Origin of the sequence: Brevibacillus sp. SYP-B805 (assembly GCF_011059135.1) — a bacterium.
Classification (GTDB): Bacteria; Bacillota; Bacilli; order Brevibacillales; family Brevibacillaceae; genus Brevibacillus_F.
Map to the genome: position 1 here is coordinate 143,565 of NZ_JAALGD010000009.1, position 22,159 is coordinate 165,723.

Consider the following 22,159-nt stretch of genomic DNA (forward strand, 5'->3'; position numbering starts at 1 on the left):
GATTCGGATGAACAGGAAAAAAATTCTGGTGATATGTGGGACGGGGGTAGCCACATCGACTGTGGTGATGCAAAAAATGAAAGCGTTTTTACAGGAAAAGGGGATCGATGCAGCGCTGGAGCAATCCAAAGTAAGCGACGTATTGAACAAGGCGGAGCAGTACGATGTGATCGTTTCCACCACAGCCGTACCCCCGTCGCTGGTCGGGAAAGTGATCAATGCCGTTCCGCTGCTTACCGGCATCGGCAAGGAAAAGGTGTTTGAGGAAATCGAAATGAAGTTGAAAGCGTAGCGGGGAACATATTTTCGATAAGGGGGGTACAGTATGGACATCATCAAGTATCTCGTTGACCTGGGGCCTTCGGTTGTGCTGCCTGTCATCATATTTTTGTTCGGCATTATTTTGCGAACCAAGCCGGGAGAAGCATTCCGGGCTGGACTTACGGTGGGAATCGGCTTTATCGGGATTAATCTGGTGATTGGATTGTTGATGGGGAGCCTTGGTCCGGCAGCACAGGACATGGTGAAAAACCTGGGGATCCAGTTGACGGTCATCGATGTGGGCTGGCCGGCTACCTCGGCGATTGCCTTCGGCTCGGCGGTGGGGGCGCTGGCGATCCCGATCGGCTTGGCCGTCAATCTGGGAATGCTGGTGTTCGGCCTGACCAAAACGCTCAATATCGACCTCTGGAACCTGTGGCACATCGCCTTTACCGGTGCGCTGGTCAACGTAATGACCGGCAGCATCACACTGGGAATCCTGACGGCGATCGCCCACGCGATCATCCTGCTGGTGCTGGCAGATTTGACCGCGAAACATGTGCAAAACTACTACGGCTATCAAAACATCTCGTTCCCGCACGGAACGTCGACGCCGTATTATCTCATCGCCCTTCCGCTCGAAAAGCTGTTTGACCGCATCCCGGGATTCCGCGATTTGAAGGCCGATCCGGAAACGATTCAAAAACGTCTGGGGGTCCTTGGCGAATCGACGGTGCTCGGCTTGATTCTGGGGATCTTGATTGCCATTCTCGCCGGTTGGGACTTTCAGAAGATTCTTGATTTGGGTGTCAAGACCGCAGCCGTGATGCTGCTCCTTCCGCGGATGGTCAGCATTCTGATGGAAGGCTTGATGCCGATTTCCGAAGCGGCAGGAGAGTTCGTCCGCAGCCGATTCCCTGGTCGCGAAGTGTATATCGGGATGGACTCTGCGCTGGCGGTAGGCCATCCGGCGACGATCGCCGCTTCGCTGCTGATGATCCCGATCGTCCTGGGGATGGCGGTATTGATCCCGGGCAACAAGGTGCTTCCGTTCGGGGACCTGGCGACCATTCCCTTTATCGTCTGCCTGATGGCGCCGATTTTCAAGGGAAATGTGGTCCGGACCGTCATCGGCGCCACGATTGCGCTCGGGTTTGGGCTGCTTCTGGCTACCTACATCTCACCGCTGTTTACCCAAGCGGCTCAAAATGCGGGCTTCCAATTCCCTGAGGGAGCCACGGCCATCTCTTCGCTGGTCGATGGCGCCGTTCCTACCACTGCGATCTTCCTGTTTGGTGCCAAACTGGGGTATGCGGGCGTGATTGCAGTAGCGATCCTGGGGCTGATCGTTGCCTATTATGTACAGCGCAGGCAGCGTTCCGCCCAGTTGATCGATCAGGCGCAATAGCTTTCTGTCATCGTTATAGCATCACAGCGGCGCAGGGGATGCTCCTGCGCCCGGTTCATTTTATTCTGACAATTCCGCGCCGGAGTTCGGTATAATTTGTGGTACATGAGGGCCACACTTTCTGCCACAAAACATGCCACACCAAACGCCTTTGCAGCCCGCTCACCCAAGCCTGGGGCGGCTGTTCCGCCGAACGGTTTGCTGACAAGGGATGGTACAATACTTGCAACTCAGAGAATGCGGGGGGAAGTTCATGCGGGAACGTGTCAGACAGATCATTGCACAGGAGGACAAAAAGAAACCGCTTACGGATGAACAAATCGCCAGCCGGTTGGGATTGCGGCGCGATGAGGTTACGCTGCTCCGGCACCAGTTAAAGATACCCGATTCGCGCAAACGGCGCCATGACCTGTTAAAGCATGATCTGGAGCAGCTGCTGAAGCAGAACGCGCGTTTGACGACAAGGGAATTGACGAAAAGGCTGAAGGAGCGAGGCTACGACGTTTCCCGTTTCACCGTTCAACAGCTGCGCAGTCAATTGCAAGCGCTTTCGGCCGATCAAGCGCCCGTCCCCTCACGACCACGGACCAAAGCGCCGAAAGGATCGGCCCATGTCACGTTTGCCGGCATGATTGGGGCGAAAGGTACCTTAAAAGCGGCGATTCAGCAGGCACAGGCTGCCGTCTTGTATCCTCCGCACGGTCTGCACACGCTTCTCTTCGGGGCGACCGGCGTGGGGAAAAGCAGGATGGCGGAAGCGATGTATCATTTTGCCGTGGAGCAGAGGGTGATGAAGCCGAACGCGCCCTTTGTGGTATTCAACTGTGCCGATTACGCCAAGAACCCGCAGCTGCTGCTCTCACAGCTCTTTGGCTATGTCAAGGGAGCCTTTACGGGGGCGCAGCAGGATAAACCGGGGCTGGTGGTGCAGGCCGATGGCGGGATCCTCTTTTTGGATGAAATACATCGCCTCCCCCCTGAGGGACAGGAGAACTTGTTCTACCTGATCGACAAGGGGGTTTACCGGCGGTTGGGCGAGGTCCAGTTTCAACAGAAGGCAAACATCCTGATTGTGGGAGCGACGACGGAGAGTCCGGAATCCAGCTTGCTCCTGACGCTGCGCCGACGGATTCCCATGACCATCGAGCTGCCTTCGCTGGCTGATTGGACCCCGCAGGAACGGCTTTCCCTGATCTTCCACTTTTTTAACGAAGAGGCGGACCGCATCGGCAAAGAGCTGGTCGTGCAGCGGGAGGTGATTGCTGCCCTGCTGACGTACGACTGTCCGGGCAATGCCGGACAGCTGCACAGCGATATACGTGTCCTGCTGGCCAAAGCATTTTTGAAGACGATGCATCAGGAGAAGCGCGGTGAGGTACGGGCCGAACGGGTTGATTTGCCGATGCATCTGTTTCACCATCTGGCGGGGAAAGAGCTGCTGCCGGAACTGCCGATGCTTAAGAAAGAACACTTCCGCTACATCCCCGGTCAGCGGGCAGATCTTGTCGAAGGGGAAGAGGAGGAGCAGTCCGTCGAGCATCTCTACACGTGGGTGATTGACCGTTATCAGAACCTGAAAGAACAGGGGCACAGCGAAGAGTTGATTCAGTTGATCGTCCACAAGGAACTTGATTCCCGCATGGAAACGGCGGCGGGCGACCATGACAGGAAGCGGACGGTACGACTGCAGCAGCTGGCCAGGCTGGTTGGCGAGCAGGTGGTGCAGACTGTGGAGAAAATGCTGTGGATCGCAGAACGCCATCTGGTCCTGGATTACCCGCGCATCTCCTTTGCCCTGGCGATTCACCTGCGGGGACTGCTTGACCGCGATCCCGGGCGAAAATGGCCGGATAGACCGATTGCGATCGATACCGAGTCGATGGAGTACAGGGTTGCCAGCGAGATGGCCAAGGTGGTGCAGTCCATGTGGGAGATCGTCCTGCCCCGGCATGAAAAGGCGCTTCTGGCGATGTATCTGAAGCAGTGTTCGGTCTATACCGAACCGAAGGCATTGGTCGGCATGGTGGTCGCCTCCTACGGTCAGGTGGCAAAAAGCATGGTGGATGTGGCCAACCGCCTGTTCGGGAAAAAGCACGCGCTGGCCGTTGAACTTTATTGGAACGACGATATTGAGCAGGCGATTCAGCGCATCGGGATGGCAATCCAGCAGGCGGATCAGGGGGAAGGGGTTGTCCTGCTGGCGGATATGGGCTGCAACATGCTGAGTGAAGCGGAATGGCAAGCGAGGCTTGGCGTACGTGTCAAGGTGGTCTCTCCCGTATCCACCACCCTGGTGGTCGAGGTGATGCGCAAATGTCTCTATGCGAGCGAGGGGCTGGAGCAGATGGTACAACACATCCAGATGCTGTCGGCAATGCCGGTGACCGGAGGGGAACACAAGCTTCCGGCCAAACCGGTCGCCATCATTACGATTTGCTTGACCGGCAATGGGGCGGCACTGATGCTGGAAGCCCTGCTTCGCGAAAAATTGGCAGTCGCCGGCGAACAAATCGTCATCCTCAGCGCCAGTTCGCTGTCGGTTCGCCAAACCTACGATACGTGGCGGCAAACGTACCATATTCTCGCCGTGGTGGGGACAATCAATCCGTTCCTGGAAGGGGTGCCCTTCGTCTCGGTCAAGGAGATAGCCGATGAGACGGGGATCAGCTTTATCAAAAGGCTGCTTGCCGTTGCCAGGGATGTGGACGCACAGACGGAGAAACGACATTCCTATCGGCTTCGCCATCTGCTCAACCCGCACCTGATCGTCTCCAATCTGGCTGCCAGCAGCAAGGAGGAAGTGATCGAACGGCTTGCCTCCTTGCTGGACCAGCATGGCTGTGTCGGGCCCCAATTTTTGCAGAAAGTATGGGAGCGGGAGAAATTGGGCAGTACCTGTCTGCTGGGAGTGGCCATCCCCCATGCGGATACGTCACAGACCATTCAACCCGCCATTGCGATCGCACAGCTGGTACAACCGGTGGAATGGGAACCGGGAACCAAGGTGCACCAGGTCATCATGCTTGCCTTGACCGAGAACTGTCAGCCGGCGGTGGAGGAACTGTACCAGCTGATAAACGATCATCATGCTGCTTGCGGATCGCTGGATCTGCAGGCGTTGTTGCGGATGTACCCATAAAAGAAGGAGGAGTTCACAATGGAAAAACAGGTGATCATTCGAAACAAGGCGGGTCTCCACGCCCGTCCGGCAACCCTTTTTGTGAAAACGGCAGGACAATTTCAGGCGGAAATCACGGTGCAGCTGGATCAGAAGATCGCCAACGCGAAAAGCATCATGAACATCATGACGCTGAGCGCCAAAAAGGACAGCGTGTTGACGCTCAGAGCGGAAGGACCCGACGCAGCGGAAGCGTTGGAAACGTTGGCTGCGCTGGTGGAAAGCAAATTTGGCGAAGAGTAGGGTGTACACCTTGACACTTTTGTCGGAAGATTTATAATAAATTACAAATGTAATGTATTAGAACAAATGTAAGGTGTGATCCGGAGGTGGCATCCATGCAAGCCCTTGAAAAGGTAACTCCCGGAACAAAGGTGTTTAAATTGTTTGCGCATGAGAAGCTGATTTGTGAAGGGAAGGAAGAGGTGTTTATCATCTCGATCCAGCGAATGTCACGGGAGGAGTATGAACGCCGCTTGAAGCAGCGCCCTGCGGATCAATAACAAGCACCCCCAGAATATCCAACGCTTGGACCACGGGTCATGTGAGGAGAATTCTTCATCTGACCCGTTTTTTGTTTGCTGCACAGTTGGTGCGATATTCGTCTCCCGGACAGGAAAAGGAGGAAACCGGCGTGATAACCAATCTAAGCGTACCCCCGATGATCACCGAGGCCAAACTGGTGGAGCTGTTTCATCAGATGTGGCTGATCCGTTTTTTTGACGAGAAGGTAGACGAGTTTTTTGCCAAAGGGATGATCCATGGCACGACCCATCTCTGTGTGGGGCAGGAGGCATCGGCGGCGGGAGCATGCGCCGTTCTGGAGGAGCGTGACAAGATCACCAGCACCCACCGGGGACATGGGCATTGTATTGCCAAGGGCGCGGATGTGAACCGGATGATGGCCGAGCTGTTTGGGCGGGAAACCGGTTACTGCCGGGGCAAGGGTGGCTCCATGCATATCGCGGATGTGGAAAAGGGCAACCTCGGCGCCAATGGTATCGTCGGCGGCGGCATCCCGATTGCCGTCGGATCTGCGCTGACGTCGAAGATGAAGAATCTGGGGTATGTGACCCTTTGCTTCTTCGGGGATGGCGCTTCCAACGAAGGCAGTTTCCACGAAGCGATCAACCTGGCAGCCGTCTGGAACCTGCCGGTTGTCTTTATCTGTGAAAACAATCAATACGGCATGTCCGGTCCGGTGAAGGAGATGGTGAAGATTGCCAACATCGCGGATCGTGCGGCTGCCTACGGCATTCCGGGGCATGTGGTGGATGGAAATGATATTTTCGCGATGATGAACGTTACCTATGAAGCTGTGCAGCGCGCCCGGAACGGCGAAGGGCCCACCCTGATCGAGGCCAAGACATACCGCTGGAAGGGACATTCCAAAAGCGATGCCAAAAAGTACCGTACGCGCGAGGAAGAGATGGAGTGGCGCAACAATCGCGATCCGATCGCCCGCATGAAACAGGTGCTGCTCGCCGCCGGGATTCTGAGCGAAGAGGAAGCGGCCCGCATTGAGGCCAAAGCCAGACAGGAGATTGAAGAGGCGGTCCTGTTTGCGGAGAGCAGTCCGATGCCGTCACTGGCGATTCTCGAAGAAGATGTCTACGCCTGAAGAAAGAAAGGAGCAGCGACGTTGAGAGAGATCACATACTTGGAAGCGGTTCGGGAAGCGATGTGCCAGGAGATGCGGGTGAATCCGGATGTGTTCATCATGGGGGAGGATATCGGCGTATATGGCGGAGCGTTTGGGGTAACCCGCGGCATGATTGAAGAATTCGGTCCGGAGCGGGTGCGCAATACGCCGATCTCCGAAGCGGCCATCGCCGGTGCGGCCGTGGGGGCGGCCATGACCGGCATGCGCCCGATTGTGGAGATCCAATTCTCCGATTTTATTACTATCGCAACTGACCAGATCGTCAACCAGGCGGCCAAAACCCGCTACATGTTTGGGGGCAAGGGCAAGGTGCCCATGGTGCTGCGCACTCCCTCCGGTTCGGGCACGGGAGCAGCAGCCCAACATTCCCAAAGCCTGGAGGCCTGGATGGCCCATATCCCCGGCCTGAAGGTGATCCAGCCTTCTACCGCTTACGATGCCAAAGGATTGTTGAAAGCGGCGATCGATGATGACAACCCGGTGATTTTTTATGAACACAAGCTGCTGTATCGCACCAAGGGGCATGTGCCGGAGGAGCCGTACTCGCTGCCGATCGGGAAAGCGGATATCAAGCGCCAGGGAACGGATGTGACCATCGTCGCCACGGCCATTATGGTTCACAAGGCTTTGCAAGCAGCGGTCGAGCTGGAGAAGGAAGGGATCAGCGTGGAAGTGGTTGACCCCCGTACGCTGGTGCCGCTGGACATCGAAACGATTGTAGCGTCCGTGAAGAAAACGGGCAGGGTCGTGGTGGTTCACGAAGCGGTCAAACGCGGGGGATTTGGCGGGGAAATCGCCAGCCTGATCGCCGAGAGCGAAGCGTTTGACTACCTCGATGCCCCCATCCGGCGGCTGGGCGGCAAAGCGGTTCCCATCCCGTATAACCCCATCCTGGAAAAAGCGGCCATTCCACAGGAGCAGGATATTATTGACGCGGTCAAGGAGACGGTTTTCCGTCGCTGAAAAGGGGGAGGAGTCATGGCGACCGGTGTATTCATGCCAAAATTGAGCATGACGATGGAGCAGGGAACGATCATCCAGTGGTTCAAGCAGGAAGGGGACGACGTTCGGGAAGGGGAACTCCTGCTCGAAGTCATGACGGACAAAATCAACATCGAGGTGGAAGCGTACGCCACCGGCAAACTGTTGAAAATTTACTACGGGGCGAATCAAACCGTGCCGGTGAATCAAATCATCGCCTATATCGGCGAAGCAGACGAAGTCGTGCCGGAGCATCCGCCCGCATTGGACGAGACCGCCCGGCAAGCGGCTGAGGCGGGCGCAAATGAGCCGGGAGCAGCGGCGGCACCGGAAACCGCCGCGCAGGAGCAAAAGATTCGCGCAACCCCGGTGGCACGCCGGATAGCGCGGGAGAACGGGCTCGCGCTGGAGCAGATCAAAGGGAGCGGGCCAAACGGTCGAATACACAGGATCGATGTCGAGCAAGCCCTTGCCCGGCGCTCGGCCCAAGCGGCCCCGCCCGTCAAGGAGCCGATCCGGTCGTCTGCGCCATCGCCGCTGCGTCAGCGCAAGCTGGAAGGGATGCGCAGGGTGATCGCCCAGCGGATGGCGCAAAGCGCCTTTACCGCCCCGCATGTGACGCTGACAACGGAAGCGGACATGAGCCGGGCAATCGAGCTGCGGACGGAGCTGCTGCCTGCTGTGGAGAAGGCCACCGGGCTTCGCCTCTCGTACACGGAGGTGATCGTCAAGGCGGTCGCCACCGCGCTGGTGCGCCACCCGCATATCAACGTCTCCCTGCAGGATGATGTGCTGATCGAACGGGACGAGGTGAACGTGGGACTCGCCGTCGCCGTTCCGGACGGCTTGCTGGTGCCTGTGGTGAAACATGCCGACCGCAGGGGATTGGCCGAGTTGACGGCAGAATGCAAACGGCTGGCAGGGCTTGCCCGCGAAGGGAAGCTTTTGCCCGACGACATGCGGGGAGGAAGCTTTACGATCAGCAATTTGGGGATGTATGCGATCGATGCGTTTACCCCGATCATCAATCCGCCCGAGATCGCGATTCTCGGGGTGGGGAGAATTCATGAAAAACCGGTGGGGGTCAACGGACAGATCCTGCTGCGTCCGATGATGACGCTCAGCCTGTCCTTTGATCATCGGGCAGTCGACGGGGCTCCGGCGGCGGCATTTTTACAGGAAATCAAGGAGATTCTGGAATCGCCCTGGCAGCTGTTGGTGTAAAAGGGAGGATGGATGATGAGCAGGAACTGCGATATTGCCGTGATTGGCGGCGGACCGGCTGGCTATGTAGCGGCGATTCGAGGGGCAAAGGAAGGCAAGCGGGTGATATTGGTGGAGGCGGAGCAACTGGGCGGCACCTGCTTGAACAGGGGCTGCATTCCCTCCAAAACGCTCCTGCATCAGGCAGGTGTGCTGGATCAGATTCGGCAGGCACAAGGCTGGGGGATCGAGACGGGCGAGCTCTCCTTTTCGATGCCGAAAATGATCGCCCGTAAAAATCAGGTGATCCAGCGTCTGCGCACCGGGATTGCCTCGCTGTTGAAGGCGGGCAGGATCGAACTGCTCTCCGGCTGGGGGGAAGTGCAGGCAGACAGGACCATTACCGTCCGGCTGCCGGAAGGAAAGACCGAACGGGTGCAGGCATCGTCCATTATTTTGGCGACGGGTTCTTCCCCCGCGGTACCGCCGATTCCGGGGTTGGAGGAGGTGCCGTATTACACCAGCGACACCATCTTTGACATGGAACAGCTTCCTTCCACCCTCGCCATTCTCGGCGGCGGGTTTATCGGCGTGGAGTTCGCCTGCATTTTTGCCAGCCTGGGCGTGGAGGTAACCCTGATTGAAATGGCGGAACGCCTGATCCCCGGGGAAGATGAAGATGCCTCGGCGGCCTTGACCAAATCGCTGCGCAAAAAAGGCGTCAAGGTGCTTGCGGGCTGGAAGGTGGCCTCCCTCAGACGAAACGGCGGAGTAATCCGGTTGCAGGCGGCGGAACCAACGGGTATCGTCCAAACCTTTGAGGCGGAGGCGCTGCTGGTGGCAACCGGCAGAAAGCCGAACACCTCCTCGTTTGCCAGCCTCGGGCTGGCCATGAACGGTTCTTTTGTGCAGGTAAACGAGTATCTGGAAACAAGTATTCCCGGTATCTATGCGGCTGGCGATGTGATCGGCGGCTGGCAGCTGGCTCACGTCGCCAGTGCGGAGGGGCTGGTGGCTGCCATCAACGCGGCGGGAGGACGGGAGAAAGTGAACTACAAGGCGGTTCCCCGTTGTGTGTACACCGATCCGGAAATCGCCAGCACGGGAATGAGCGAAGCGGAGGCTCGGGCGCGCGGCTATGCCGTGAAGACGGTGATTTACCAGCATATCGGCAACGGCAAGGCGTTGGCATCAGATCATCACCATGGGTTCACCAAGCTGATCGCCGAAGAGAAATATGGCGAAGTGCTGGGCATGGTGCTGGTCGGCCCCCATGTGACCGAGATGATTTCCACGGGTACGGCTTTCCTGATGATGGAGGCGACGGTTGACGAGGTGGCAGGCATGATCTACCCCCATCCTACCGTATCCGAGAGTATCATGGAAGCAGCGGCCAAATGGCTGGGAAAAGGAATACACGCATAATTCAGAAAAATTGCGATTGACTTGAAAGCGTTTTCTGTTTACAATTGTAACAAATAAGAACATATGTAAAGAGGTGATAACGTGGTTTCCTGGGGGTTCGTGGTGCTGCTCTTTGCCGGGTTGTGGGTGCTGCAAATCATGCTGACGCAGCTGCAGATACGCCACTACCATCAGCAGCTGCGGGAGATGCAGCGGCAGCCGAACGGCTTTCTGGGTGTAGGCGTGAACAGACGGCGGATTGGCGTTGGCGCTGTGGTCATCCTTGTGACCGACGCGAAGGGCATTGTTACACAGTGCAAACGGATGGCCGGCATCTCCGTCTTTTCCCGCTTCCGTCATCATCCGGAGCCGATTGGAGAACCGATTGACACGCTTTACGAGCGCGTCAGGCAACAGCCGAATCACCCCACGCAAACCGCCATTCGTCTGGCGATTGAACAGATTCGGGCCGCACAGGCCAAACAGCTGCAAGCCGACATATCGTAACCAAATCAACCAAAGGGTCGCGGGCCAGGTGGATGTTCCATCTGGCTTTTTTTGACGGCACCGCCTGCCGGAGGCCATCGCGGCCGGGCACACCATTCAAAGGGGGAAGCGATTGATGGACTTTTTTGTGCATCTTGCGGAAGGATTTATCGGCATGTTCCAAAAAGGAGGGCAAACCTTTATCGGATTGGTAACGGGCATTATCCCCACGCTGATTTGTTTGATCACCGCGGTCAATGCGTTTGTCAAGTTCGTCGGCGAAGAACGCATCGAACGGGTTGCCGCCAAGTGTACGCATAATATGATCCTGCGCTATACCGTTTTCCCTGTCTTATCGATGTTTTTTCTGACCAATCCGATGGCGTACACGTTTGGCAAATTCCTTCCCGAACACCAGAAACCGGCCTTTTACGATTCTGCCGTATCGTTTTGTCACCCGATTACCGGCCTTTTCCCGCACGCCAATCCTGCCGAGTTGTTCGTCTACATGGGGATTGCCACCGGTATCACGCAGCTGGGATTGTCGCTTGGACCGTTGGCGATCCGCTACTTCATCGTCGGAATCATTGTGGTGCTGATACGCGGAATTGTAACCGAATTCATCACGAAACAGATGATGAGACGCCGCGAAGTGCGGGCGGCGGCATAACGAAAGCAGAATGGGGGCACGTAAGATGAGCAGCTATCGCGCAGTGCAAGTGACAAAAGGTTCCGGGGGCTGGGGCGGGCCGCTGACCATCCTGCCGACCGAGGAGAAACCATATATCGCTTCGGTTACGGGAGGCGGCATTCATCCGGTGGCGGAGCGGATCGCCGAACTGACAGGCGGGATCGCCATTGACGGCTTCAGCAGCAAGGTGGAACCCGATGAGATGGCTTGCGTCGTCATCGACTGCGGGGGAACCGCCCGCTGCGGCGTCTATCCCAAGCTTGGCGTCCTGACCGTTGACGTTACGCCGGCCTCGCCATCCGGCCCGTTGATGAATTTTATCAAAGAGAGCAATTTCGTCTCCGGCGTGCAGGTGTCCAACGTGGGTCTGCCTGGTGAAGCGGCCGCTGCGGAGGCGGTGGAGCAGCAGAAAAAGTCGGCCCAGGAATTGAAGGCGGAGGCTCGGGCCAAAGTGGCGCAGCTGCAGGGGCAGCAGGCACCGCACAAGCCGAATTTCATCGAAAAGATCGGCCGCGCCATGGGAAAAGTTGTCGGCATATTCTACCAGGCCGGGCGCGATACCGTCGATCAGGTGCTTCGCAACATTTTGCCGTTTATGGCGTTTGTCAGCACGATCATCGGGATCATCCTCTACACCGGCATCGGCGATGTGTTGGCCAATGTGATCAAACCGCTGGCCGGCAACATGATCGGGCTGTTGATTATCTCCATCGTCTGCGCGTTGCCGTTCCTGTCTCCCTTGCTCGGTCCGGGTGCCGTGATCGCCCAGGTGGTGGGGGTGCTGGTCGGGGTGGAGATCGGCCGCGGCAACATCCCGCCGCAGTTGGCGCTGCCTGCCCTGTTTGCAATCAATCCGCAGGTGGGATGTGACTTCGTTCCCGTTGGTCTTACCTTGGGTGAAGCCAAGCCGGAGACGATTGAAGTAGGCGTTCCGGCCGTATTGATTTCGCGGCAAATCACCGGACCGCTCGCCGTCGTGATCGCCTACATCATGAGCATCGGCCTGTACAGCAACTAAAAAGAAACAGGAGGACCTGCATGAAACGGTTGTTCCACAGCACCATTGTTCAGATCGGAGCACTGGTCGACGAATTTCTCCAGGAGAACACCTTGATTCTCTTTGACCACGATGTGCCGGCCGAACTCCACGATATGGCTGTTCTCCATACGAAATCGGAGCAGAAAGAGCCTGTCAAACCGGGAGATTACCTGGTGATCGGGGAGCATCGCCTGCGGGTGACATGCGTCGGAGAGAAAGCCAACGAGACGCTGCTTTCCATCGGTCACTGCACGCTGAAGGCGGACGGCAGCGAAGCGCCTCAGCTGCCGGGGACGATCCATCTGGAAGCTGCGCAAATTCCGCCGCTCGAGATCGGTTCCGTCCTTGCCTTCGTCCGCATCTGAACGGCAAGAGAAGAGAAACAGGAAAAGAGGGAGAGAATATCATGTTGGGCTATAACAGAAGGTTGGCAGCGTTTGAAAAAGAAGGCGGCTGCATTCGTGTCGGTTTGATCGGGGCTGGCCAAATGGGCAGGGGCTTGATCTCCCAGATCGAAGGCATGCGCGGCATGCGGGTGGTGGCTACAGCCGACCTGTATCCGGAACGGGTGAAAGCGGCGTATCGCAAGGCGGGCGTTCCCGATGCCCGGATCATCGAAACACAGGACCCAGACAAAGCGGATCGTGCCATCGCCGGCGGTTTCTCGGTCGTAACGAGCGACGCCCGCATGATTCCCCACCTGTCACAGGTGGATGTGATTGTCGATGCGACCGGGATTCCGGATATCGGGGCACAGGTGGCGTGGGACGCGATTCAGCATCGGAAGCATGTGGTAATGCTGAACGTGGAAGCCGATGTCACCGTCGGGCCGCTGTTGAAGCAGCTTGCCGACGAGGCCGGGGTGGTGTACACGGGCTCGGCCGGTGATGAACCGGGGGCGATTATGGAGCTGTACGATTTTGCCGATGCCCTGGGCTTTGATGTGATCGCCCTGGGCAAAGGGAAAAATAACCCGCTTGATGTTCGGGCCAATCCCGATTCGGCACGGGCGGAGGCGGAACGGAAGGGAGCCAGTCCCAAGATGATGGCATCGTTTCAGGATGGCACCAAGACGATGGTGGAGATGACCGCTGTCGCCAACGCCACCGGATTCCTTCCGGATGTTCCCGGCATGCACGGACCGCGGGCCCAGCTTCAGGAGCTGCCTCGGTTGTTCTCGCTGGCCGCCGACGGGGGGATCCTGCATCGGCAGCGGATTGTCGACTATGTGGACGGAGTGGCTCCCGGGGTGTTTGCCATCATCTCTTCCGCCATGCCGGAGGTACACGACACGATGAAGTATCTGAAAATGGGGGATGGCCCCCATTATGTGCTGTATCGTCCATACCATCTGACCAGTCTGGAAACGCCGCTCTCCATCGCACGGGCATACTTTCAGCGCGAAGCCACGATCGCGCCCTATTGCGGATTGGTGGCGGAGACGGTGGCGGTCGCCAAGAAACCATTGCTGCCGGGAGATGCGCTTGACGGAATCGGCGGATATACCGCTTACGGACGGATTGTTACGGCTGAATACAAAAAGGCGCTGCACGCCCTGCCCATCGGATTGATCGGGCCGCACATCCGGCTCAAACGCCCGGTGGCGGAAGGGGAGGTAATCACGTATGATGACATTGAATTCACCGGGAAAAACGTGATCACGACCCTGCGGGAGCAAATGGAAGGAGATTGACAGCCGGAATGGGGAGGGAGGCAGTTCGTTGTCTTCCTCTTTTCGTTTCTGTGCAGTCGGATATTTTGGTATAATACAAATAAGGGAGTATAGTAACGGTAGCAATGAGGGATTCCAATGGATAACTGGACCGAGAAACGCGAATTGGTCAGGGTAGCAAAACTCTATTACATGAACGGTTTAACGCAAGCGGAAATTGCAAAAAAATTGGGCGTTTCCCGACCGGTTATCTCGAAGCTGCTGCAGCGGGCCAAAGACACGGGGGTCGTGGAAATTTACATCCGCGATGAAACGGTCAGCATGGTGGAGCTGGAACAGCAGCTGGAACATGCATATGGTATAGAGGAAGTGATTGTTGTACCTGTGATGGGGAGCGACAATGAGGAGCTGGTCAAGCAGCAGGTGGCCAAAGCGGCCGCCCAGCATCTCCCCAAATGGGTGCGGAACAAGCAAAAGATCGGAATCTCTTGGGGAACGACGCTCTACCATCTGGTAAACGAATTTCCCTTTGAGCGGGATCACCGCATCAAAGTATATCCCCTTGTCGGGGGAATCGGCCGTCAACGTATCGAAATCCACGCCAACCAGCTTGCCTACGAACTGTCCAAGAAGCTGGGCGGTACCTGCGAGTTCCTCTATGCGCCTGCCATCGTGGAAACGGTAGAACTGAAACGGCAGTTGGTGGAGTCGCCCGATATTCGCTCCCTGTTGGAGGAGGCCAAGCAGGTTGAATTGGCGATTGTCGGTGTGGGCAATCCCTTTTCATCAACCATGCGGGAAATGGGCTACCTGAATGAAGAAGAGATACGTCAGCTTTACGAAGGGCAAGCTGTAGGGGATATTGGTTCCCGCTTTATTGACGCATCAGGTGAGGCGATCAACATCCCGCTGAACAGCAGGGTGATCGGCATTGAGCTGAGTGACTTGCGAAATATCCCCACCGTCATCGGAGTTGTGTCCGGCATGAAAAAGCTGGAAGCCGTGCTGGGTATCTTGAAAGGGCGTTATTTTGACAAATTGATTATCGACGAGTATTTGGCGGAAGCGCTGCTGGCCAAGGCCAAAGGGGTGAAAGTGCGTGAAAGAGCATAAGATGGAGGCAACCTTATACTGCATCAAGTGCCTCAACGATACCGTCCATGAGGTAACGTATGTCGACAACCTTTTGTACGAGGTGCGTTGCGAGGAATGCAACAACAAGCATTCGCGGGTATCGGACATTGAGAAGGAGCTGTACCTCAACTACCTGGAGCGTATCATCAGCAAGCCGAAACGGGTAAAGGAAGAACTGCAGGGCAACTTGCCCCATTTCCTCTTCTCGCTCCCCTATCGGGTAATCAGCAAACCCTTTCGGGCGTATTCCGAGTTTCGCGACATCTACAAATTCCGTCGAAAAGGTCGAAAAGTATAAAGCTGTCGGCGTTTGCACAAACCGTCACGGTTCACCTGCCCTGACGGTTTTTTGGTGCAGCGTGACCAGCCAGGAACAGACGGATTGATACCAGGGGAAATCAGGAAGTTCCCCAATGCCCGTCCGGGGCTCGGCACATGAAGGATTTACCGGTCTCTTAGCGAATAGGTATGCATGGCTTTTTGACAAATTTAGACATGGACACGGCTTCGGGGATAAAGCAGGGATGAGGGTTGCGTCGAGAAGGGAGTCTCAGGTGATGACCGTGCCGATCACGATCGAGATTAGAACGGAGCAGGACATAGTTCTTGCCAGACAGGAAGGGCGAAATCTGTCGAAACAGTTGGGGTTTGGCAATATCGTACAGTCCCGGATCGCCACCGCCATTTCCGAACTGGCACGCAACATCTTTCAGTATGCGGGGGCAGGTACGATCACCATCGAAACCGTCAAGGAGGACGGGCGGGTGGGCGTCCGCATCGTAGCGGAGGACCATGGGCCGGGGATCCGCGATATACGCAGGGCGATGGAAGACGGCTTTTCCACCTCGGGAGGGCTGGGCGCCGGACTTCCGGGCGTGAGACGGATGATGGACGAATTCAGCATTGAAAGCTCTGTGGATCATGGCACCCGTGTGGTCATCATCAAATGGAACAGCTAACGTACGGAAAGGGAGGGCGGGTCAACTGAACCGACAGCATTTGCAAGCGCAGTATAAGGAGATCCTGCAGGCCTATCTGGAAGGCCGGGGGGAAACCCAGCTCTATCTGGCCCAGCAGCTGGGCAAATGGTTCCTCAAACAAAATGTCGCCCCGGAAGAGATCATCGACATGCACCTGCATACGATGGAAGAGATGGTGGACATGCCTGAACCCGTTCGGGAGTCGTTCCAGTTATTGACGGAGGTCATGATCGAGTACGGCAACACCTACCGGGAGCACCGCAGCCTGCGCAGCAGGCAAAAGCAGCTGGAGTCCGAAATCGAAGTGGCCGTCACGATGCAGCAGACGCTGTTGTCTGAGAAGGTGCCAAGCCTGGAGGGAGTGGACATCGGGCTGGTCAGTGTCCCGGCGAAAAAGATGAGCGGTGATTATTACCATTTCGTCCGGCATGATGCCGATCTGTTCAGCGTGGCAATTGCCGATATCACCGGTAAGGGGATACCGGCAGCGCTCTGTATGTCCATGATTAAATATGCGATGGATTGTCTGTATCTCACACGGTTGGATCCTTCCGAGATTCTGTTCTTCCTGAACGGGATCGTCGAACGGAACATCGATCCCAGCATGTTTGTGACCATGCTGTGCGGCTGCTATTGCCTGGAGAGCCATCATTTCCGCTATGCGGTTGCCGGCCATGAACCGGGGTTCTTGTACCGGGCAAAGGAAGAGACGTTTTACGACTTGGCCGGCCAGGGAATCGCGCTCGGGGTGAAGCGGGGCGCGAAATATCCGGAATATTCGATCGGTCTGGAGGAAGGCGACCTGTTGATCCTGCTGACGGACGGCGTTACCGAACGGAAAATGGGGGAACGCTTTCTGCAGCGGGAAGAATTGATTGGCTACCTGCAGGCGGAGGTCGGGCGTTCCGCCCAGGAGATCGCCGACAATTTGTATCGAAGATTGCTGGAACTTTCCCACTTCGAGCTTCCGGACGACCATACCATGATCGTGATTCGCCGAGCTTAAGCGGATGGAGGAAATGTACGTATGAACTTGTCGATCAGATTGGAAAACGAGGGCAACCACCACACCCTGTATCTTGGTGGAGAGGTGGATGCCTATACCGCCCAGCAGTTGAAAGACCGCTTGATGCCGCTGGTTCAGCAGGGAGCGGACAGCACCGTAACGGTCGATCTCCGGGATGTGGTCTATATGGATTCCACCGGTATCGGGATTTTTATCGGAGCCCTGAAAGCGGCTGCGCGGAGCGGGAGCCGGCTGCTGCTCATGAACGTGCCGCCGCGAATCGATCGCTTGTTCAGGATTACCGGGCTGCATGAGATCCTCACGATCACACCGCTAAAAGGAGAGGAAGCTTGATGGGTTCAGGCGTTGACGTAATTGAACTTACCCTGCCCGCCCGAGCGGAATATATTGGCGTAGCCAGACTGACGGTATCGGGTATCGCCAACCGCGCCGGCTTGCCCTATGACGATATCGAGGACGTGAAGCTGGCGGTGGCGGAAGCCTGTACGAACGCGGTCGAACATGCCTATGGCGGGAAGGGAACGGGCCGGATCTTTATGCGGTGCGCCGTCCATGAAGATCGGCTGGTGATTGTCGTCGCGGATGACGGAGGAAGCTTCGACATTGCCGACATCCAGAAGAAGCTGAAACCGATCGATCGCAGCGTGCCGATCGAGGAGATGACCGAGGGGGGGCTGGGGCTCTATTTGATCCACAGCGTGATGGATGAAGTGCACATTACCGGAGACGAAGGGGTCGTTATCTCGATGACAAAGTACCTGCGGCGGGACGAGGTGGCTGACAATGGCGGATCAATCTCCAAGCAAGCGAACTAGGGAAGAAGCAGCCAGGATGATCGCCGCCTACCGGCAAGCGCCCACCGAAGAGCTTCAAAACGCATTGGTACTTCATTTCAGACCGCTGGTGGAATCCATCGCTGCCCGTTTTGCACGGGGCCAGGAACCGTTGGAAGATCTCATCCAGGTGGGGATGATCGGGCTTCTCGGCGCCCTTCGCCGTTATGACACATCATTCGGCCGGACGTTCGAAAGCTTCGCCATCCCCACCATCGTCGGAGAGATCAAGCGCCATATTCGGGACAAGACATGGAGCGTACACGTGCCGCGCCGCATCAAGGAGCTGAGTCCGAAGATCAAAAAGGCGGTGGACGAGCTGACGGTCCGGCTGCAGCGCTCCCCGCAGATCGCCGACATCGCCCGCCATTTGTCGGTCAGCGAAGAGGAAGTGCTGGAGACAATGGAGATGGGGCGCAACTATCACACCCTCTCCGTCGACAACGAGATCGAAGCTGACAGTGACGGCAGCACGATCACCCTGCTCGATCTCATCGGCAGCGAAGACAGAGGATACGACCATGTGGAACAGGAGATGACCCTGGCCAAAATCCTGCATGTGCTGAACGACCGTGAAAAGGAAATCATCCAGCTTATTTTTTATGATAATCTCAGCCAAAAGCAGGCAGGCGACCAGTTGGGCATCTCGCAGATGCATGTGTCGAGGCTGCAGCGCAGGGCATTGGCCAAGCTGCGGGAAGCGATGGAACAGCAGGAGACGCTGAAGCGCAGAAAAACGGCGGGGGAATAGGAAGCTCGGGCAAAGCGCTACCGTTCTTTGGCAACGGAGCGTTTTTTTTTGCGCGCTTTTGCGCCACCCTTTCCCCGAACGGCGTAAAAACGGAGCCTCATCCCGCCAGGCCGGTATGGTACAATAAGACAGCGAACGAACAAGCACAGGGGGATTTTGGATCCATGGATGGAAAGATGATGACCCGCACGATCGCCCGGGAACTGGGAATCAACCCGCAGCAGGTGGAACAGACGATCCACCTGCTGGACGAAGGCAATACCGTCCCGTTCATCGCCCGCTACCGGAAAGAGATGACCGGCCAGCTGGATGAAACGCAGATCCGCGAGATTGAGGAGCGGGTGCGCTATCTGCGCAATCTCGCGGTACGCAAGGAAGAAGTGCTGCGTTTGATTGAAGAGCAGGGAAAACTGACGGACGAGCTGAAGCAGGCGATCGAGCAGGCGGCCAGGCTGCAGGAAGTGGAGGATCTCTATCGTCCCTATCGGCAGAAGCGGCGCACCCGCGCCACGGTGGCCAAGGAAAAAGGCCTGGAGCCGCTGGCGCTCTGGCTGCTGTCCCTGCCGGCCAAGGGTGATCCGCAGACGGAGGCGGCACGCTATCTCGATCCGGAAAAAGGAGTGGCGACAGCGGAAGAGGCGCTGCAGGGCGCGATGGACATCATCGCCGAGCAAATCTCCGACGAGCCGGAGTTTCGCAAATGGATTCGCGAGACGACCTACCAGAAAGGAACCATCACGAGCGAACAGAAGGAGGCCGAAGAAGACGGCAAAAACGTCTATCAGATGTATTATGCGTACAGCGAACCGGTCAAAAAAGCGGCGCCGCACCGGGTGCTGGCCATGAACAGGGGCGAGAAAGAGGGCATCCTGAAGGTATCGATCGAAGCGCCGGTTCCCGAGATCATCGCCTATCTCACCCGCAACGTGATCACGCAGGAGACGGTTGCCCGCGAGATCCTGGCAGCGGCGCTGGAGGACAGCTACAAACGGCTGATTGCCCCGTCGGTGGAGCGGGAAGTGCGCACGATGCTCACAGAGGCAGCGGAAGAAAGGGCGATTCACATTTTTGCCGAGAATCTGCGCAATCTGCTGCTGCAGCCGCCGGTCAAGGGAAAAGTGGTGCTGGGCGTCGACCCGGCTTACCGGACGGGCTGCAAGCTGGCGGTGGTCGATGAGACGGGCAAGCTGCTGCATGTCAGCGTGATCTACCCGACGCCGCCGCAGAACAAGGTGGCGGAAGCGGCGGCTCACGTCAAGGAGCTGATCGCTGCATACGATGTTTCCCTGATCGCCATCGGCAACGGCACCGCGTCGCGGGAGACCGAGCAATTTGTCGCCGATGTGCTGAAAGACGTGAAGAAGGAGATTTTCTACATCATCGTCAATGAGGCGGGGGCTTCGGTCTACTCTGCTTCGGCGCTCGCCAAGGAAGAGTTTCCCGATCTGGACGTGGCCGAGCGCAGCGCGGTCTCCATCGCGCGCCGGCTGCAGGATCCGCTGGCGGAGCTGGTCAAGATCGATCCGAAATCGGTGGGCGTCGGGCAGTACCAGCACGATGTGTCGCAGACGCGGCTGGAAGAAAGCCTGCGGTTCGTCGTCGAGTCGGTGGTCAACCATGTGGGCGTTGATGTCAACACCGCCTCCCCTTCGCTCTTGCAGTATGTCTCCGGCGTGAACAGACAGGTGGCTCTCAACATCGTCAAACGGCGGGAGGAAGAGGGGAAATTCACGGATCGCAGCCAACTGAAGAAAGTTCCCCGCCTCGGTGCCAAGACGTACGAGCAGTGCATCGGATTCTTGCGGATCATGGACGGCGCCAATCCGCTGGATAAAACGCCGATCCATCCGGAATCGTACCCGGCCACCCATCAGTTGCTGGAGATGCTTGGCCTGGCACCGGCTGACATCGGTACGGACCGCTGCCGGGAACGCCTGCAAACGGTCAATGTCCCGGAGATGGCCCAGCGCCTCGGCGTGGGGGAACCGACGCTTGCGGACATCATCGAGAGCCTGCTGCGCCCCGGCCGCGACCCGCGCGACGAGCTGCCGAAGCCGCTGCTGCACAAGGATGTGCTGAAAATATCCGACCTGCGCAAAGGCATGAAGCTGCAGGGCACCGTGCGCAACGTCGTCGATTTTGGCGCGTTTGTCGATATCGGCTTGAAAAACGACGGGCTCGTCCACATTTCCCGTCTGCGCAAAGGGTTTGTCAAGCATCCGCTCGACGTCGTCTCCGTGGGCGATATCGTCGACGTCTGGGTGGTGGACATCGATGAACAGCGGCAGCGCGTCGGATTGACCATGATCGAACCGGATGCGCAGGCGTAAGCGCGCATGACAAAGGCGGCCTCCCTATTCCTGAGGACGGCCGCCGTGTTTTTCCAGATATAGAAACCAGCAGCTGTTCAACAAGCGAATCTGTCTCACATCCTTGCCAAAAAAGGCGCGTTGCAGCTGCCGGCGCATCCATTGTGGCATAAAGGCACCTCCTGACTCCCTCTTTAGGCAGTGTATGCCCGAGAGAGGGAGTGGGTACCTGTCGCGCTTGGGCTGATTTTATTCCTCTTCCTGCAGAAACTCAAGCTGGGCCTGGAGGGCGCGGATCTCCGTCAGCAGGGAGATCAGCGGATACTCGGTCTCCTGCAGCCGGGCAAAATGCTGCTCCAGCCGGGTGACATAGGCCAAGCCGTCCTCGATGCGGCACGTGCCGTCGAGAACCTCCAAGTCGCTGCACTCGGCGATCACGGTTGGCAGCGCCGGACGGTCGGCGATGGTTAGCTTGCCGATTTCCTTGTGCAGCCGCTTGAGCAGGGCAACCAGCTGATACATATGAGAGGCGGGCATGGCGACGAAATACAGCCCGCCGGCTTCCGACAAAAGCAAGTAACGCATGATATCCTCCGCGGGTGGCAAATGTTTCGCTCCAAGAGCGCATGACACGTCAAGTGTAGCTCATGTTTCTTGCGGAATTCAAGTGAAAGTCGAAAGAAGATGGATGGCGGCTGTCACGCTTACGGAAACGTTCCATGGCTGACCGGATGAAAAAAAGGAGTTCCCGGTCCCTCTGCGAAAAATAGAGAGGAACCCATGATGGAGAGGAAGTGGAGCGGATGGATGCTTTTACGCTCGCGGAGTTGCTCACCAAACGTGAACAGACGGGGAAGCCGTACCATGAATTTTTGCGCGTGCCGGCGATGAGCGTCGGCGTCTATCATTTGGTGAAAGGTTCCGCCGATCCCCAACAGCCGCATTCGGAAGATGAGCTGTACTATGTCGTGCAGGGCAGGGCAGTCCTGCAGGTAGCAGACAAACAAATTCCGGTTGAACCGGGATCGATCGTCTATGTGGAAGCCCATGCCGAGCATCGTTTTCACAGCATCGAGGAAGATTTGACCGTACTCGTTTTCTTTGCGCCGGCAGAAAACAGTCAACGGAAGAAGGAGTAA

Annotated in this window: 25 protein-coding genes; 23 read left to right on the plus strand and 2 right to left on the minus strand. The window is 57.2% G+C overall.

The genetic code is table 11. From position 1 onward, the window contains the following. Positions 1 to 7: 7 nt before the first annotated feature. The 22 genes from G3578_RS12780 to G3578_RS12885 all read left to right on the plus strand — a co-directional run bounded on the left by G3578_RS12780 (position 8) and on the right by G3578_RS12885 (position 21,041). Positions 8 to 292, plus strand: a complete 285-nt coding sequence (locus G3578_RS12780; RefSeq protein ID WP_165213241.1) for a PTS sugar transporter subunit IIB — start codon at positions 8 to 10, stop codon at positions 290 to 292. A gap of 33 nt (positions 293 to 325) precedes the next feature. After that, complete coding sequence (locus G3578_RS12785) at positions 326 to 1,669, plus strand: PTS galactitol transporter subunit IIC (protein ID WP_165213243.1); 1,344 nt, start codon at positions 326 to 328, stop codon at positions 1,667 to 1,669. 253 nt (positions 1,670 to 1,922) lie between these two features. Further along, complete coding sequence (locus G3578_RS12790) at positions 1,923 to 4,808, plus strand: sigma 54-interacting transcriptional regulator (protein WP_165213245.1); 2,886 nt, start codon at positions 1,923 to 1,925, stop codon at positions 4,806 to 4,808. Between the two features lie 18 nt (positions 4,809 to 4,826). Then, entirely contained in the window at positions 4,827 to 5,090 is a 264-nt protein-coding gene (locus G3578_RS12795; protein ID WP_165213247.1) for an HPr family phosphocarrier protein, read from the plus strand. A gap of 95 nt (positions 5,091 to 5,185) precedes the next feature. Continuing rightward, the gene (locus G3578_RS12800) at positions 5,186 to 5,350 is read left to right on the plus strand and encodes a hypothetical protein (protein WP_165213249.1); all 165 of its coding nucleotides are present in this window, start codon (positions 5,186 to 5,188) and stop codon (positions 5,348 to 5,350) included. Positions 5,351 to 5,481: 131 nt separating this feature from the next. Then, positions 5,482 to 6,468, plus strand: a complete 987-nt coding sequence (locus G3578_RS12805; RefSeq protein WP_346774007.1) for a thiamine pyrophosphate-dependent dehydrogenase E1 component subunit alpha — start codon at positions 5,482 to 5,484, stop codon at positions 6,466 to 6,468. Between the two features lie 21 nt (positions 6,469 to 6,489). Next, on the plus strand, positions 6,490 to 7,473 hold the full coding sequence (locus G3578_RS12810) for an alpha-ketoacid dehydrogenase subunit beta (protein ID WP_165213251.1): 984 nt from the start codon (positions 6,490 to 6,492) through the stop codon (positions 7,471 to 7,473). A 15-nt stretch (positions 7,474 to 7,488) separates the two neighbouring features. Next, entirely contained in the window at positions 7,489 to 8,715 is a 1,227-nt protein-coding gene (locus G3578_RS12815; protein ID WP_165213253.1) for a dihydrolipoamide acetyltransferase family protein, read from the plus strand. Between the two features lie 15 nt (positions 8,716 to 8,730). Further along, a complete protein-coding gene (lpdA, locus tag G3578_RS12820; RefSeq protein ID WP_165213255.1) occupies positions 8,731 to 10,119 on the plus strand; it encodes a dihydrolipoyl dehydrogenase in 1,389 nt (462 codons plus the stop codon). An 81-nt stretch (positions 10,120 to 10,200) separates the two neighbouring features. Beyond that, positions 10,201 to 10,605, plus strand: coding sequence for a transcriptional regulator GutM (locus tag G3578_RS12825; protein ID WP_165213257.1), 405 nt, complete (start codon positions 10,201 to 10,203; stop codon positions 10,603 to 10,605). 115 nt (positions 10,606 to 10,720) lie between these two features. Then, the gene (gene srlA, locus G3578_RS12830; protein ID WP_165213259.1) at positions 10,721 to 11,254 is read left to right on the plus strand and encodes a PTS glucitol/sorbitol transporter subunit IIC; all 534 of its coding nucleotides are present in this window, start codon (positions 10,721 to 10,723) and stop codon (positions 11,252 to 11,254) included. A 25-nt stretch (positions 11,255 to 11,279) separates the two neighbouring features. Then, positions 11,280 to 12,293, plus strand: coding sequence for a PTS glucitol/sorbitol transporter subunit IIB (gene srlE / locus G3578_RS12835; RefSeq protein ID WP_165213262.1), 1,014 nt, complete (start codon positions 11,280 to 11,282; stop codon positions 12,291 to 12,293). 20 nt (positions 12,294 to 12,313) lie between these two features. Beyond that, positions 12,314 to 12,679 carry a PTS glucitol/sorbitol transporter subunit IIA gene (locus G3578_RS12840; RefSeq protein WP_165213264.1) on the plus strand — a complete coding sequence of 122 codons (366 nt, stop codon included), beginning with the start codon at positions 12,314 to 12,316 and terminating at the stop codon, positions 12,677 to 12,679. 41 nt (positions 12,680 to 12,720) lie between these two features. After that, a complete protein-coding gene (locus tag G3578_RS12845) occupies positions 12,721 to 14,007 on the plus strand; it encodes an NAD(P)H-dependent oxidoreductase (RefSeq protein ID WP_165213266.1) in 1,287 nt (428 codons plus the stop codon). A 117-nt stretch (positions 14,008 to 14,124) separates the two neighbouring features. Continuing rightward, entirely contained in the window at positions 14,125 to 15,099 is a 975-nt protein-coding gene (locus tag G3578_RS12850) for a sugar-binding transcriptional regulator (protein WP_165213268.1), read from the plus strand. Continuing rightward, on the plus strand, positions 15,086 to 15,418 hold the full coding sequence (locus G3578_RS12855; protein WP_165213270.1) for a hypothetical protein: 333 nt from the start codon (positions 15,086 to 15,088) through the stop codon (positions 15,416 to 15,418). The genes G3578_RS12850 and G3578_RS12855 overlap by 14 nt, the downstream gene beginning before the upstream one ends. A 259-nt stretch (positions 15,419 to 15,677) precedes the next feature. Beyond that, positions 15,678 to 16,079: an anti-sigma regulatory factor gene (locus G3578_RS12860; RefSeq protein ID WP_165213272.1), complete on the plus strand. Its 402-nt coding sequence runs from the start codon at positions 15,678 to 15,680 to the stop codon at positions 16,077 to 16,079. Positions 16,080 to 16,104: 25 nt separating this feature from the next. Beyond that, a complete protein-coding gene (locus G3578_RS12865; protein ID WP_481752743.1) occupies positions 16,105 to 17,106 on the plus strand; it encodes a SpoIIE family protein phosphatase in 1,002 nt (333 codons plus the stop codon). Positions 17,107 to 17,127: 21 nt separating this feature from the next. Then, positions 17,128 to 17,460 (plus strand): STAS domain-containing protein, encoded by a 333-nt coding sequence (locus G3578_RS12870; RefSeq protein ID WP_165213274.1) that lies wholly within the window; start codon positions 17,128 to 17,130, stop codon positions 17,458 to 17,460. Further along, entirely contained in the window at positions 17,460 to 17,942 is a 483-nt protein-coding gene (rsbW, locus tag G3578_RS12875) for an anti-sigma B factor RsbW (protein ID WP_165213276.1), read from the plus strand. The genes G3578_RS12870 and rsbW overlap by 1 nt, the downstream gene beginning before the upstream one ends. After that, positions 17,911 to 18,711: an RNA polymerase sigma factor SigB gene (gene sigB, locus G3578_RS12880; RefSeq protein WP_165213278.1), complete on the plus strand. Its 801-nt coding sequence runs from the start codon at positions 17,911 to 17,913 to the stop codon at positions 18,709 to 18,711. The genes rsbW and sigB overlap by 32 nt, the downstream gene beginning before the upstream one ends. 164 nt (positions 18,712 to 18,875) lie before the next feature. Beyond that, positions 18,876 to 21,041 carry a Tex family protein gene (locus G3578_RS12885; RefSeq protein ID WP_165213280.1) on the plus strand — a complete coding sequence of 722 codons (2,166 nt, stop codon included), beginning with the start codon at positions 18,876 to 18,878 and terminating at the stop codon, positions 21,039 to 21,041. A 24-nt stretch (positions 21,042 to 21,065) separates the two neighbouring features. On the opposite strand, the gene cmpA is transcribed toward G3578_RS12885, so the two are convergent. Next, positions 21,066 to 21,191: a cortex morphogenetic protein CmpA gene (gene cmpA / locus G3578_RS12890; RefSeq protein ID WP_134685638.1), complete on the minus strand. Its 126-nt coding sequence runs from the start codon at positions 21,189 to 21,191 to the stop codon at positions 21,066 to 21,068. 78 nt (positions 21,192 to 21,269) lie between these two features. After that, positions 21,270 to 21,605, minus strand: coding sequence for a hydrolase/acyltransferase (locus tag G3578_RS12895; protein ID WP_165213282.1), 336 nt, complete (start codon positions 21,603 to 21,605; stop codon positions 21,270 to 21,272). Between the two features lie 218 nt (positions 21,606 to 21,823). On the opposite strand from G3578_RS12895, the gene G3578_RS12900 reads away from it, so the two are divergent. Beyond that, a complete protein-coding gene (locus G3578_RS12900) occupies positions 21,824 to 22,159 on the plus strand; it encodes a cupin domain-containing protein (protein WP_165213284.1) in 336 nt (111 codons plus the stop codon).

What these genes read in the sequence shown, in the direction of transcription:
- G3578_RS12780 (WP_165213241.1), top strand. Translation starts at nt 8, where the DNA reads ATGAACAGGAAAAAAATTCTGGTGATATGTGGGACGGGGGTAGCCACA.
- G3578_RS12785 (WP_165213243.1), top strand. Translation starts at nt 326, where the DNA reads ATGGACATCATCAAGTATCTCGTTGACCTGGGGCCTTCGGTTGTGCTG.
- G3578_RS12790 (WP_165213245.1), top strand. Translation starts at nt 1,923, where the DNA reads ATGCGGGAACGTGTCAGACAGATCATTGCACAGGAGGACAAAAAGAAA.
- G3578_RS12795 (WP_165213247.1), top strand. Translation starts at nt 4,827, where the DNA reads ATGGAAAAACAGGTGATCATTCGAAACAAGGCGGGTCTCCACGCCCGT.
- G3578_RS12800 (WP_165213249.1), top strand. Translation starts at nt 5,186, where the DNA reads ATGCAAGCCCTTGAAAAGGTAACTCCCGGAACAAAGGTGTTTAAATTG.
- G3578_RS12815 (WP_165213253.1), top strand. Translation starts at nt 7,489, where the DNA reads ATGGCGACCGGTGTATTCATGCCAAAATTGAGCATGACGATGGAGCAG.
- lpdA (WP_165213255.1), top strand. Translation starts at nt 8,731, where the DNA reads ATGAGCAGGAACTGCGATATTGCCGTGATTGGCGGCGGACCGGCTGGC.
- srlA (WP_165213259.1), top strand. Translation starts at nt 10,721, where the DNA reads ATGGACTTTTTTGTGCATCTTGCGGAAGGATTTATCGGCATGTTCCAA.
- srlE (WP_165213262.1), top strand. Translation starts at nt 11,280, where the DNA reads ATGAGCAGCTATCGCGCAGTGCAAGTGACAAAAGGTTCCGGGGGCTGG.
- G3578_RS12840 (WP_165213264.1), top strand. Translation starts at nt 12,314, where the DNA reads ATGAAACGGTTGTTCCACAGCACCATTGTTCAGATCGGAGCACTGGTC.
- G3578_RS12845 (WP_165213266.1), top strand. Translation starts at nt 12,721, where the DNA reads ATGTTGGGCTATAACAGAAGGTTGGCAGCGTTTGAAAAAGAAGGCGGC.
- G3578_RS12850 (WP_165213268.1), top strand. Translation starts at nt 14,125, where the DNA reads ATGGATAACTGGACCGAGAAACGCGAATTGGTCAGGGTAGCAAAACTC.
- G3578_RS12860 (WP_165213272.1), top strand. Translation starts at nt 15,678, where the DNA reads ATGACCGTGCCGATCACGATCGAGATTAGAACGGAGCAGGACATAGTT.
- G3578_RS12870 (WP_165213274.1), top strand. Translation starts at nt 17,128, where the DNA reads ATGAACTTGTCGATCAGATTGGAAAACGAGGGCAACCACCACACCCTG.
- rsbW (WP_165213276.1), top strand. Translation starts at nt 17,460, where the DNA reads ATGGGTTCAGGCGTTGACGTAATTGAACTTACCCTGCCCGCCCGAGCG.
- sigB (WP_165213278.1), top strand. Translation starts at nt 17,911, where the DNA reads ATGGCGGATCAATCTCCAAGCAAGCGAACTAGGGAAGAAGCAGCCAGG.
- G3578_RS12885 (WP_165213280.1), top strand. Translation starts at nt 18,876, where the DNA reads ATGGATGGAAAGATGATGACCCGCACGATCGCCCGGGAACTGGGAATC.
- cmpA (WP_134685638.1), bottom strand. Translation starts at nt 21,191, where the DNA reads ATGCCACAATGGATGCGCCGGCAGCTGCAACGCGCCTTTTTTGGCAAG.
- G3578_RS12895 (WP_165213282.1), bottom strand. Translation starts at nt 21,605, where the DNA reads ATGCGTTACTTGCTTTTGTCGGAAGCCGGCGGGCTGTATTTCGTCGCC.
- G3578_RS12900 (WP_165213284.1), top strand. Translation starts at nt 21,824, where the DNA reads ATGGATGCTTTTACGCTCGCGGAGTTGCTCACCAAACGTGAACAGACG.